Source organism: Paenibacillus sp. JQZ6Y-1 (genome assembly GCF_040719145.1).
Taxonomy (GTDB): Bacteria; Bacillota; Bacilli; order Paenibacillales; family Paenibacillaceae; genus Saccharibacillus; species Saccharibacillus kandeliae.
On record NZ_JBFDUZ010000001.1, the window covers coordinates 1,334,511 to 1,347,837 of the forward strand.

Below are 13,327 nucleotides of genomic sequence, written 5' to 3' on the forward strand. Positions count from 1 at the left end.
ATGGTAAGATGGGACACGACAATATTCCATGAAACGGAACGGAGAATCAGCATCATGACAGATAACCAGCGCTCCAGCAAAGGGAGCCTTAACCATAAATCTCAATCCCAATCGTCCACACAGGGCAAAGCACGCAAACCTAAACCATCGTCCGGCAGCAATCCCAACTCCAAGGCGGCATATTCTGCTAAGCGTTCCAATACGACGGCACCGCGTTCGGAACAGAGTACGTCTTCATCCCGTCCACAGTCTAGTAACGGTAAGTCGACTGCACAACCATTTAACAAAAAAAAGTCCAGCCCTAAACCAGCTAACAATAGTCAACGGCAAAGCAGCACATTGGCGCAGCATAAAAACAAACCATCTCATAAGCCCGTCAACCGTGACAATGCCGAGGAATTGCATGCTGGCGACAACATCGTCGTCACGATCAAACGCCTTGGTATCAATGGCGAGGGCGTAGGCTACTATCGCCGCAAAGCGGTCTTTATCGAAGGCGCATTGCCAGACGAAGTGGTTAAAGCAAGTGTTACAGAAACACAGCCCAAATTCATCAAGGCGACTATAACTGGCATTGAGAAAAGATCCAAGCAACGCGTGGAACCGCCATGTCCGGTATTCAACGTTTGCGGTGGTTGTCAGATTCAGCATCTGTCCTACGAAGGTCAATTGCAGGCGAAGACAGATATTGTCCGCGAAGCATTTAACCGATACACCGAACTTGGTCAGGTGAAAATCAAGCCCATGCTTGGTATGGAACATCCGTGGGCATACCGCAACAAAGCTCAATTGCAAACCGGACGCGACAGTCAGGAGCATATTATCGCAGGCTTGTATGAAATGAACAGCCATGACATTGTTGATATTAGTGGCTGTCCGATCCAGCACCCGAAGGTGAACAGCACGATTGAAACGGTCAAAGCCGCACTGGAAGAGCTGCACATTCCACTTCACAAAGACAACGGTGGGCGCGATGGTGTGCGTACGATTGTCGTACGCTATGGCTTCCAATCCAATCAACTGCAAATCACATTGATTACAACCAGCACACGTCTGCCACGTCAGGATGATCTGATCCGCAATCTACGTCTAGCATTGCCAGAAGTGACCGGAATCTCAATCAACGTCAACAACAAGAAAACATCGCTTATTTTCGGTGATCATACCGCAACCGTATGGGGACAGGATACGATGCTGGAATCGCTGGGCGATCTGGAATTTGCTCTGTCGCCGCGTGCCTTTTTCCAATTGAATCCACAGCAGACGGTAAAGCTGTACGAATCGGTTCGCGCTGCTGCTGGATTGACTGGCAAAGAAACGGTGGTGGATGCTTATTGTGGTACAGGAACCATCGGATTATGGCTCGCTCCGTATGCTAAGGAAGTACACGGCATCGAAACGATTGCCGAAGCCGTAGAGGATGCAAAGCAGAACGCCAGCCGCAATGGACGCAACAATGCCACATTCCATGTTGGCAAAGCAGAAGAGCTACTGCCGCGCTGGGTGAAAAAGGGAATGACCCCCGATGTGATCATCGCCGACCCGCCGCGTACGGGGCTGGATCGTCAGTTTTTGGATACGGTGCTGAGAACAAAGCCGAAACGGATGGTCTATGTATCATGCAATCCGTCTACTTTGGCAAAGGACTGTAAAGTATTGTTGGATGGCGGGTATGAGATTCAGTGGGTGCAGCCGGTGGATATGTTCCCGCAGACGAGTCATGTAGAAGCTGTGACACTCCTAGTGAGAAGCAATAAAGAATAACTGACTAGAAATAATAGAGAATAAATAGACAGAGATCCGAGAATAGATACAATTCTCGGATCTTTTTATTTTGTTTAATGGTAATCTGTTGGAGGGAGCCTATTCCTATTACATAGTTTGAAAGGAGTGTTGTTTATGCACTATGAGCAGGTGGCAGGTTGTCCGTTTCTATTATCATTCATTAGGAGTATGTTATGAATCTTATCGAACGACTGCGAACCGCCTTACAACATTATGAATTGGATCTTACCAATCTGAACATCGTAAAAGGACTTTATTCCAACCACTGGCATGGCGATGTGCATGTCCAGATTAGCATTGATGATAAACGATATGCTGCAAGATTTATAGGTGATCAGCGATATGAAGCCGATGCTTTTATAGATCTATCGAACGAAGTGTTGCAGGAGCAGATTCGGTTTTGCCATTTTCTCATACATGCAGGCATTCCATTTATGAAGCCCATACCGACCATTCAGCAAGAGTTTTTGGTAGTAGTACATATCGAAGGGGAAGTGTGGCGCTTTTTACTTTTTGAATGGATGGAAGGGCAGCATCTAACCGATGGCGATGTGTCTGTTGCGCAAGCATTCGGTAGGTTTGCGCGCAAGCTACATGATCTATCAGCTGGATTTGAAACGAATACGTTTCCGCAGCACTCTCATTTGAAAGGGTATCAAGAATTTTACAGTAGGATTGTGGAATGTGCGGATGCCTACGTATGTTCACCTAAGACAAGCGACTTGTTAAAAAGCTATTTCCAGCGTATAGAGCATCATATGCAACAATCAAGCACACAGATGTATGACTTCATCGTTCAGTCTGATCTCAATCCGCTAAATATTCTTTGGAATGGCAATACACAGATTGTTGGAATTGTTGATTTTGAATCAATCACCTATACCGATCGACTAGAAGGATTGGCATGGCTGATCAAATGGTATTCAAGAACAGACGGTATTGCTTCGCATGTTATGTCACCGGCGCTTGCGCAAGCTGTATTACAAGGATACGATGCTAGTGAAAGTCTGAATTCAAACGACATAACGAGATTGCGATCGTTAGTATGGTTAACTGGTTGTTTGAATTGGAATTTTACACATAAGACGATAGAATTAATGAACAATAGGGAAGAGCAGCGGTTATATACACACCTCATCCAATACATGGAGCGTGGAGAAAACTTGCTTGCACTATTTTGAAGGTTGATGATTTGGATCTAAAGTAAAAGAAGCATCGTCGATATGAAAGATAACCATAATCATTCAAAGGGAGAAAACCATCATCAACGGATGCAATGATCAGAACGATCAAAATCATCCGTAAAGGAACGATATCATGAACACTACCAATAAGAAGAAAATACGCGGCTGGAAGCGTAGAGTAAAACAGATTGAACAATGGAAACAACGCTACTTACAGCTGGATATGGACTATATCGCTTCCTACCATCGCGATTATGTAAAACTGTGGATTGATCCGTTTTATCGGTTGGAGCGGAGCAATCCGCCCGTATGGTATGTGCGTTTGCTTCTCGCGGCGATGATGGAGGTGTATCACAACTGGGATCAACAGATGAAGCAATTGAACGAGCCGTATGATTTGAACATCTGGCTGTATCATCCTCATTTTATACATTCACAAATTGTGGTGGCTTGTCGGAATAAGCTACATTTTTACGATCAGACCTTTGAGCGTACTGCTACGCCAATCGATCTACCGCAGCAATATGCGACGATTGCAGGAACAGGTGATTTTACATGGGAGTCCTGTATCGATACTCACTATGAATCGCTGCTGGATTTGCAGCATTACATCAAGTTGGGATTGAGGCAGTCGGAAGAGATTGCGAAGATTCAAGCCAAAGCGTATCGAGAAGAAGCCATCACCTCGCATGGACAAGCGGATACGCTCTATCATATTCAACTAGGGCATGTGTGGATGGGTAAACGAAAGGAATCCCAAAAGGGCTGAAGCGGATGTTCTATTGCAATATAGATGCTGACTTTAACGGGAGATAACCCATTTGAACTAAAGGAGTGACTAACATGAACCGATATCGTTGTCCATGCTGCGGATATCTCACATTGGATGAATCAAGCAGTTGGGAGATTTGTTATTTATGCGATTGGGAGGATGACGGACAGGATGATCCTCATGCTGATCAAGTCCGAGGTGGCGCCAATGGCGATTATTCCTTAACAGAAGCTCGGCAACATTTCCAAAGCCATTATACGATGTATCGCCAACCTCGATATGATGCTCTTTCGCAGGATGGTGCAGAGGAAGTCGCGATCAAACAAGCCATTATGCTGGAAATGGATCAATGGAAGAATGGTAATGATTGCGATGATCAGTGGAAGCGAATCATTGCATTGGAGAATACGTTGGCACAGCTCAATGAGCAACGAATGGAACGCTATAGCGCGAATATAGAACAACATCAGGAAACCCTTCAAATGCTACAATCAAGCGATCCTAAGCAAATGGTCGATGGCTTGCTGGCGCTGTCTTTACATGCCCCCGATGGAGCCTTTGCGCAACATATGATGTTGCGGTATGTACAGCACGATAATGAAAATGTACGTGGCATTGCGATCCTCGGTTTGGGACATATCGCACGTATTCACGGTACGGTTGATAAGGAACGCGTACTGCCGATTGTAGAACAAGCGTTGCAGGATCGTAGTGAATTTGTACGCGGTCATGCGGATGCAGCGATGGATGATATCCAGTTGTTCTGTAAATAATATTCTCAATAAGAAACATATTACATATTGATGCGTCTGTAATAGGAGAATCACATCGTATTCTACATACAAAGGAGCATGGATATGAATAAACGGTTTTTCGCTGTTTTAATGATTTTGTTGCTAAGTCTGGGCGCTTCTCTTCCTGCACAGGCAGCGCCAGTTACCCCTCATTTGCAAATAGACGGCATCGACGTGACCTCTATTGCCAAACCAGAATGGAAACACAATCATATGATGGTACCTCTGCGCATGATTGTTGAAAGTCTGGGTGGCAGTGTTCAGCAAAGCAAAGATGGAATTTTAATCACACAAGCAAGCCATATCGTGAGAGTAACACCCGGTCGTACATCTGCTATGATCAATGGCAAAACCATTCGATTGGATGGGGCCCCTTATATCCACAAGGGCTCTACGTATGTTCCGCTGCGCTTTGTAGCAGAGACGATGGGAGCAAGTGTAAGCTACACTAGCGGCAACATCGTAATCACCAGCAAGCCGCTTCAGATTGGTAAGTCCACGATTAAAGCTACCCAATTTGAATATCATATGACCATGGGCGGAGTAGTCGAGCAGGTATACGGCAATGCCTACACCAGACAGCTGTATAATATTCTCGTTTCCAATAAAGGCAAACAGGTGCAAGAACCGGACGATTATTCTTGGCAGAACACAATCGATATACCGGGCTCATACTACAAAAACATACAGTATGATTTTCTGGATGCTAAAGGCAAAACGGTCGCTCGATACGATACGTATTATCTGATTACCAAAATGGGTACCGATCCGTCGAAAGAGTACCCAGATCGATTGATTCATGATGTAACTGCTGACCGCTGGTATGTGATGAAGCATGATGTTGTTGACCCGACCCAGATCCAGTTGAATCGCGCCGAGAACAATGGGTTTATCGTCATTATTAGTAATACAGTCGTATAATTGGCAAGACAAACAGCCTCTTTTCCAAATGGACAAGGGGCTGTTTGTTGTAGAGAAGATTAAGCTTTGCGATATAAATCGTATCGTATCAATCATCCAAAATAATGCCATAACGTACTTCTTCCTTTTCAATCGTGAAGCCTACCGATTGATACAGCGATAGAGCATTGTCATTATCGGTTAGTGCGGTTAGTCCGACTGTATGCAATCCATGCTGTTGTAAATACATAAGTGCTTCGGTCAACAAATACCGGGCGATGCCGCGTTGTCGCCAATCTGGGCGTACCCATACATCCTCGATCACGCCCTCTTCCTCTTCCTTCCAAACCATCAGACCTCCGATTGGCTCTCCTTCATAACGGATAACCATACACGTCCAAAATGGCTGCTGTCGATTGTCATTCAATTGCTGTAAGCCGATAGGCGCTTCTGGCCAAATATCTAGATCGATCTCCAAATAGTGCTCTTGCTCCGCTGGCGTTTCCATTAGCCAATGACCGAATACCAAGTCTTCCGGCAATGACAAGGGTAAGATGGGCGAAGACAAGGAACGGGTCATATGAAACTGACTGTTTAGATACTGATAATCGTTTTGCTGAAAAAACGTAGTGTTGGCACTCTCTGTAGCATAGTTGCCGATACAGAGCATGGTTTGATATGTAGCGGGTAGTGTAGCTTTTAATTGTCTGGCTCGATGGAGCAAAGGCTGGTATAGCTGATGAAGCAATGAATGATCAGATTGGTATTCAGCAGCAGCTTTCAGGTTGAGATAGATGGAATGCCGATGTTCGCTTGCTGAACCGGATGTAATGATACTAACAATGCTGACTTGACCTTTGGCAATCATAGTACCATTGGCAAATGCACCATATACATTTTCCCAGTTCGTTGGCTCGCCAATCCACCAGAATACAGTATCCCCAGATTGCATAATATCTTCGTATAGCTTGCCCAGCAGGGGTAGGTCGTCTTCCTGAAACGTTCGAATGATCATGTTATCGTAGGTTATATTCAATCCAAAACTCCTTTCGGTGATATGGGAATAGTGTAATGTAACATAGTAAAGGATTCAAATTTAACCTAAATTGGGATGAGTTGTATTCCGAAATTGGCTGATATATTCGTTCATTCTTGGTTGCTGTATTGCAAGACAAATGAACTCTTATTGCATAGTGTGATATAATGGATAATCTATTCCATACATAAAGGAGCACTGCCATGATTGTTGCGGTTATGTTTATTATTGGCATAGTATCGTACTTATTTATGTTTAATTTTATCGAAATATTCAGAAAAGCGCTGAATAGTAAAGGGAACTCGACAGCGGAATCGTCTGATCGTTTTCAATCCGCAAGTGCCAGTATATTTTTTGCTCTACTGGTTATAGCGATTTGTACCATTCCTATGCTTTCTCTATAAAAGACCGTATACTTCAGGGCGGAAAGGAAGATAGACATGGATTATTTTATGACAGACATTCATGGTGACTATACCGCTATGCGTACCCTGTTAGAACAGCCGCATGTGGATTGGTCGCATGACAGGCTGGTGCTGGGCGGGGATATGATCAATCGCGGTCCACAGAGTGCAGAGGTATTGCAGTATATCTATCAATTGCAACAGCAGTATCCCAAGCAGATCACCGTCCTATGCGGTAATCATGAGCAAATGCTGTTGGATTATTATCGTCAGGATGATCCGTTCTGGCTACGCTTTGGTGGCAAGGAAACATTAAAAGGGCTACAAGCGCTATACTCTCCTGCCTATATTTTGCAATTGGTAGATTGGATCGAGCAGCTGCCTATCGTCCATGAAGATGAGAACTATGTCTATACACATTCCGGTTTGGATGTGCAGCGTGCGCTGAGTGAGCAGACGAGGGATATTTTATGGATGACGGAAGCGGATTTGTATCATTGTGATGCGGCAGCCTTATTGCAATTGACAGCGAATCGTCCGATTGTGCATGGTCATACACCGATCGAACGTATTTATTTTGATTCGGTGCGGCTGAATTGTGATCTGGGCAGTCAGACGTACCCTATTGAGGAAGCGCGAGGGGTAGCATTGGTGAATGTGACGGATATGAATTACCAAGTCTATCGTCCATTTTCAGGCAACATGGAGGAGCATCGTATTCTGAGTTATGAAGCTGAGAGAGACTAGTAGGGAGTTCGGGAGAGAGCGTTGAGCATATCAATATTGCGAAGGCAGTGTATCATTATAATGAGAAGATGTATGTAATCGAGAGTACAGTTTATTTTACAAAATTGATATTCTGATGACGCAATGGATCATCTTCTTTTAATATTTATCCGGCAAAATGAATGTAGGATCAATAATTTAACTAGCAATAGATATCCATGTGAATAATATTCATTCATTCGCTGTACATGATAATACATTTATATGGGCTTTAGTATAAATATTCAATGCAATGGTGAATGGACATGGCTGTTGAGTGAGAAGGGCTGGCATGTCAGTCGCTACGGAGCAATATGGTATCGCCTAGCAATAAAGCAAGCAGCAGCATTTCATGATAGCATTCTGTGCAAACAAATGGTGTACAGCTTTTAAGATCAAGATCATGATTCGTCGAATAGGATGTATAAATATTCGTTTTTTAAAATCAAATAGGTAGCAAATGAAAATCTTGCGAGTTTACCCACACCATTTACTGTACTAAAGCTTGGAAAACATAGCATTCACGCGCATTTCAGAGGATTACTAAGAAAATATGGACTAAAATCTGGCGAATAACGAAATTTGTCGATTTTTATTGATTTACTGCGATCAGTTATGTATAATCAACGTTGGCGTTTTTGATTGGCAGGTGAGACTTTGGACCTGCTGATCTCGTTGATCAGGCGTAACCCTGATGATTCAAGCAAAACGAAACGGACTTTAAGGAGGTCAATATTTTGGGAAAAGCGTTAATTATCGGCGCCGGCGGCGTGGCTAGTGTGGTCGTGCACAAATGTGTTCAGAACCCTGATGTATTCGAGGAAATCTGCATCGCAAGCCGTACAGTTGAAAAATGTGAAGCTTTGAAAAATAAATTGGACGGAGGGAAGACCAAGATTAGTACCGCGCAGCTGGACGCCGACAACACGGATGAAATCATCGCTCTGATCGAGAACTTCCGTCCAGACGTTGTTATCAACGTTGCGCTTCCGTACCAGGATTTGACCATTATGGACGCATGTTTGGCGACCAAGACTCACTACCTGGATACAGCAAACTACGAACCGCCTGAAACGGCAAAATTCGAGTACAGCTGGCAGTGGGCTTATAAACAGAAATTTGAAGAAGCAGGCATCATGGCGCTGCTGGGTTGCGGCTTTGACCCAGGCGTAACGGGTGTATTCTCCGCATATGCAGTAAAACACTATTTCGATGAGATTCACACAATCGATATTGTGGATGCCAATGCTGGTGATCACGGGTATCCGTTCGCAACCAACTTTAACCCAGAGATCAACATCCGCGAAATTACAGCAAACGGTCGTTACTACGAAAACGGCGAATGGATCGAAACACCTCCACTGTCGGAGAAAAAAGTATACGATCTGCCAGAAATCGGACCAAAAGATATCTACCTGCTGTATCATGAAGAGCTGGAGTCCCTGGCGAAAAACATTCCGGGCATCAAAAAAATTCGCTTCTGGATGACATTCTCGCAAAACTACCTGACTCACCTGAAAGTTCTGGAAAATGTAGGCATGACTTCGATCGAGCCGATCAACTTTGAAGGCAAAGAAATCATTCCACTGCAATTCCTGAAAGCGATCCTGCCTGACCCGGCATCGCTCGGACCAAGAACCAAAGGTAAAACGAATATCGGTATCATCGCTCAAGGCACCAAAAACGGCGAAGATAAAACCTACTATGTATATAACGTATGTGATCACCAAGAGTGTTACCGTGAAGTCGGTTCCCAGGCGATCTCTTACACTACTGGCGTTCCAGCCATGATCGGCGCTATGCTGATGATGAAGGGGGAATGGATGAAACCGGGCGTATACAACGTAGAGGAAATGAACCCGGATCCATTCATGGAGCAACTGAACAAACAAGGTCTGCCTTGGCAAGAAGATTTCTCGCCAACGCTGCTTGACTAAGTCAGGATAAAGGACACGTACATGACCGATAACCTGAAACCCATTGACTATAGCGCGGTTCCCTCTCCAAGCTATGTCGTAGACGAACGCTTGCTTGTTAAAAACCTAGAAATTCTTGATTCCGTACAGCAACGTACCGGTGCGCATATCTTGCTTGCCCAAAAAGGCTTCTCGATGCATGCTCTGTATCCGCTTGTTGGTCAATACCTGAAAGGTGTAACGTCCAGTTCTCTATTCGAGGCACGCCTCGGTTATGAGAAAATGGGTAAGGAAACGCATGTATATGCACCGGCTTATGTCGATGCGGAATTCGATGAGATCATGCAGTACAGTGATCATATCGTCTTCAACTCGTTCTCCCAATGGCACCGTTTCAAGGATCGCGTGCAAAACGCGGGCAAACCAATCAGCTGCGGTATTCGCATCAATCCAGAGTACTCTGAGATTGAAGTGCCGCTGTATGATCCGTGTTACAACAATTCCCGTATGGGTACTACACTGGACAATTTCAATCCAGATGATCTGGATGGCATTGACGGTCTGCATTTCCATACGATGTGCGAACAGGATTCCGACACATTGGAGCGTACGCTGCAAGTGGTAGAAGAGAAGTTCGGCAAATATATGCACGATATGAAATGGGTAAACTTCGGCGGTGGACACCATATCACCCGTGAGGGCTATGATCTGGAAACCTTGTGCCGCTGCATTACGCATATCAAAGAAACGTACAATGTGGAAGTATACTTGGAGCCGGGCGAAGCAATCGCACTGAATGCCGGTTACCTTGTAGCTACTGTGCTGGATACGATGAAGAATGGCATGGATATCGCCATTCTGGATACATCCGCCGAGTGCCATATGCCGGACGTACTGGCAATGCCGTATCGTCCGCATATTATTGGCTCTGGCAAAGCGGGTGAGCATCCGTATACGTACCGTCTGGGCGGTTTGACTTGTCTGGCGGGCGACATCATCGGTGACTATTCGTTCCCTGAGCCATTGCAGCCGGGCGACCGTCTTGTCTTTACCGATATGGCGATCTATAGCATGGTGAAAAACCATATGTTCAACGGTGTCAATCTGCCGTCCATCGTTAGCTATAATGATGAAGAAGGCATCCGTGTTATCCGCGAATTCAAATTCGAGGATTTCAGCGGTCGTCTGTCCTAAGATTGGACTAGGCTAGCTACGATTCAAACGAAATCATCGTTAACGCATCACAACTACAGATACAACGTAACTCGCCGTACACATCGTATGGTGTAACAAGCGAAAGGCTTCCTTTACCGAATGGTAGAGGTTGCCTTTCGCTTTTTTGATATGCTATAAAAAATTGCCGCATGATTGCAACAATAGCACGGCAGAAAATGTGTATATAACAGGAGTGTATTTGGCTTTTCTCCCTATCTATTTGCTTTGGATGAGAACGTGGCAAGTGGGGAATGGAAACAACAAATCCTTTTCTTTGCAACAAACAGGGATATGTTATGCTAATAATGAACAATGGATGCGAAACGCTGGGAGGTCTTGATTTGTTGAGTACAATACAGATAATGGAGAATCGGATACAGGATGGGATGCGGTATATGCAGTCACTGATTATATGGCTGACGGGTATGCTTCGTTTGTCCATCCGCACGGAGGAGAATCCGACCGAGGTTGTGGACATGGAGCGCCGAGCAGCCGTGACCGCGGAACAGGAGCGCGAGCTTGCCAATCAACGGGCGGAGCAGATGTTAGAGCAATATGGCAATTCGATTTTGCGATTGGCATATTCGTATATGCACAGTCTATCGGATGCGGAGGATGTATTGCAGGATACGTTGATTCAGTATATGCGCTCTGCACCGCCATCGTTTAATGGAGCTTCTCATGAAAAGGCATGGCTACTGCGTGTAGCAATCAATCAATGCAAAAATCGACTGCGCTACAATCAGCGTCGTCAGACCACAGAGCTGGATGAAGGGCTGATTGCTGACGAAGAAGAGGATTTGCGTTTTGTATGGGAGGCAGTTACCCGACTGCCGCAGATGTATAGCGAGGTGATGCATCTGTTTTATGAGGAGGGCTACCCGACAGCTAAGATTGCAGAGATTCTAGGTAAAAAGGAGACGACAATACGCTCCTTATTGCATCGAGCACGGGAAAAGCTCAAGCTCATTTTGAAGGAGGAATACGATTTTGCCGAATAAATACAACAAGGTGATGAGCAGAGTGGAAGTAACACCGGAGATGCATGAACGCATCATGAATAATATTCGCAAAGCCGATCTGAATATAAAAGATAAACCAGCGCAGCCTAACCGTCGACTGGCACGCTACCGTAAATATGCGTTTGCAGCTGCCACCCTGTTGGTATTACTAGGCGGTGTACTGATTGCTTATCAAAATCAAAATCATCAAACCGAATCCACTCCGTCGGTTGCAACAACGATGCCTTCCGATTCGCGTACTGGTGTAGATAAACAGATGGCACCACAGAGCGATATGCAGATGGAAAGTAAGCGCCATAATGTAGAAAACGCTCCAGAGGAATCATCGCTTCGTTCGACGGAGAGTAGCGACGAGCCCAAAATGAATACATTTGATGCGAGTCAGGTGCAGACGCTTCAACAGCTGCAAGATCAATTGGGCTTTAAAGTGAAAACGGTGCATGTTCTTCCATTCGAAGGCGGTCAGCCGATGTATACAGCGATTAGCGGAACACTTGCTCAGATTCAGTACACCAATAATGATGGCACAGATATGCTAACATTCCGCATGTCTGCTGAATCGGAAGATAACAGCGGAGATTATGCAGACTATGCTGATACTGACACGGTGCAGATCAATGGGCTTGATGTGATCTTCAAAGGCAGCAAAGACCAATATCAGCTCGCTGCATGGCAGCAGAATGGATACTCGTATTCGATCAAGCTGATCAACGGTGTTAGCAAGCACAAACTGCAAGACATTGTACAATCGGTACAATAATTAGTTTCGGATAGAAGTAATTGAACAACAAATGAATGCAAAAATGAATGTGAATATGAGAAAGCCGGAGCATCCCGTAGATGGGAACTCCGGCTTTTTTGTATACTATGCAAACTGTGTCTATACCGTAAGGTTTATTTATGGACGATCCGCTTGTGGAGGTTGCGTCAAGTCGACGGTTTCGTTCAATCCGGGCTCAGAACGCGGATCGGAGTTTTTGCCGACGGCTTTTTTCAGCAAATGAGAGATCATTTTGGTGGCGCTACCGCTTTCCCAGTATTCTGCTGTTTCGGTATGGATTTTGATCAATACCAGATTCGGGTCATCGTATGATACGTCCAGAATCGTTTCATACAGCTTGTTCCACAATTCCTTTTTGCGCTCCAAATCCTCGACGAACTCGGCTTTACCGCTAATGGATACATACGATTTGCCTGCATACGCTAGATTTACACGCGGATCGGCGAGAAGCTCACTATACTTGGCAGTATCCTTTTTACTCAAAAACCATAGATCACCATCAAACTCAATATCCTGTGTCTTCATCGGACGAGATACCAGTCGATCTCCCGAAATAGTTGTGAGCATAGCGGTATCAATATCCTTAATAAGATCGCGAACCGTCTCGACTGCCTCTGCGTGAGTAGTTGCTGAATGTGTCATAATAAAAACCACCTTTCTATGGATGATGTCTCCTATTAGCTTCAATCTGTAATCCATTAAACGTGAAGTCGGATAATGAAAACATAAGCTGCTAGCATACAGTTATACAGC

12 protein-coding genes are annotated in these 13,327 nt (G+C 44.9%); 10 read left to right on the top strand and 2 right to left on the bottom strand.

What is annotated here, in order from left to right; genetic code table 11:
• The first annotated feature begins 54 nt into the window (after nt 1-54).
• From rlmD to ABXR35_RS05930, 5 genes are all read left to right on the top strand, one after another.
• The gene (rlmD, locus tag ABXR35_RS05910) at nt 55-1,764 is read left to right on the top strand and encodes a 23S rRNA (uracil(1939)-C(5))-methyltransferase RlmD (RefSeq protein WP_367056779.1); all 1,710 of its coding nucleotides are present in this window, start codon (nt 55-57) and stop codon (nt 1,762-1,764) included.
• Nucleotides 1,765-1,958: 194 nt separating this feature from the next.
• Entirely contained in the window at nt 1,959-2,966 is a 1,008-nt protein-coding gene (locus tag ABXR35_RS05915) for a phosphotransferase enzyme family protein (protein WP_367056782.1), read from the top strand.
• A 136-nt stretch (nt 2,967-3,102) separates the two neighbouring features.
• Nucleotides 3,103-3,738, top strand: coding sequence for a hypothetical protein (locus tag ABXR35_RS05920; protein WP_367056785.1), 636 nt, complete (start codon nt 3,103-3,105; stop codon nt 3,736-3,738).
• A 74-nt stretch (nt 3,739-3,812) separates the two neighbouring features.
• Nucleotides 3,813-4,514 carry a CPCC family cysteine-rich protein gene (locus ABXR35_RS05925; RefSeq protein WP_367056788.1) on the top strand — a complete coding sequence of 234 codons (702 nt, stop codon included), beginning with the start codon at nt 3,813-3,815 and terminating at the stop codon, nt 4,512-4,514.
• 84 nt (nt 4,515-4,598) lie between these two features.
• Nucleotides 4,599-5,456 (top strand): copper amine oxidase N-terminal domain-containing protein, encoded by an 858-nt coding sequence (locus tag ABXR35_RS05930; RefSeq protein ID WP_367056791.1) that lies wholly within the window; start codon nt 4,599-4,601, stop codon nt 5,454-5,456.
• A gap of 88 nt (nt 5,457-5,544) precedes the next feature.
• Here ABXR35_RS05930 and ABXR35_RS05935 read toward each other — a convergent pair whose 3' ends face one another.
• A complete protein-coding gene (locus tag ABXR35_RS05935) occupies nt 5,545-6,471 on the bottom strand; it encodes a GNAT family N-acetyltransferase (protein ID WP_367056794.1) in 927 nt (308 codons plus the stop codon).
• A 440-nt stretch (nt 6,472-6,911) separates the two neighbouring features.
• On the opposite strand from ABXR35_RS05935, the gene ABXR35_RS05940 reads away from it, so the two are divergent.
• From ABXR35_RS05940 to ABXR35_RS05960, 5 genes are all read left to right on the top strand, one after another.
• The gene (locus tag ABXR35_RS05940; protein ID WP_367056797.1) at nt 6,912-7,622 is read left to right on the top strand and encodes a metallophosphoesterase; all 711 of its coding nucleotides are present in this window, start codon (nt 6,912-6,914) and stop codon (nt 7,620-7,622) included.
• A 755-nt stretch (nt 7,623-8,377) separates the two neighbouring features.
• Nucleotides 8,378-9,577 carry a saccharopine dehydrogenase family protein gene (locus ABXR35_RS05945; protein WP_367056800.1) on the top strand — a complete coding sequence of 400 codons (1,200 nt, stop codon included), beginning with the start codon at nt 8,378-8,380 and terminating at the stop codon, nt 9,575-9,577.
• Between the two features lie 21 nt (nt 9,578-9,598).
• Complete coding sequence (gene nspC / locus ABXR35_RS05950; RefSeq protein WP_367056803.1) at nt 9,599-10,750, top strand: carboxynorspermidine decarboxylase; 1,152 nt, start codon at nt 9,599-9,601, stop codon at nt 10,748-10,750.
• Nucleotides 10,751-11,115: 365 nt separating this feature from the next.
• Nucleotides 11,116-11,772, top strand: coding sequence for an RNA polymerase sigma factor (locus ABXR35_RS05955; RefSeq protein ID WP_367056806.1), 657 nt, complete (start codon nt 11,116-11,118; stop codon nt 11,770-11,772).
• Nucleotides 11,762-12,553, top strand: a complete 792-nt coding sequence (locus tag ABXR35_RS05960) for a DUF4367 domain-containing protein (RefSeq protein ID WP_367056809.1) — start codon at nt 11,762-11,764, stop codon at nt 12,551-12,553. Before ABXR35_RS05955 ends, ABXR35_RS05960 begins: the two co-directional genes overlap by 11 nt.
• A 138-nt stretch (nt 12,554-12,691) precedes the next feature.
• On the opposite strand, the gene ABXR35_RS05965 is transcribed toward ABXR35_RS05960, so the two are convergent.
• Complete coding sequence (locus ABXR35_RS05965) at nt 12,692-13,216, bottom strand: pyridoxamine 5'-phosphate oxidase family protein (protein ID WP_367056812.1); 525 nt, start codon at nt 13,214-13,216, stop codon at nt 12,692-12,694.
• Between the last annotated feature and the right edge of the window lie 111 nt (nt 13,217-13,327).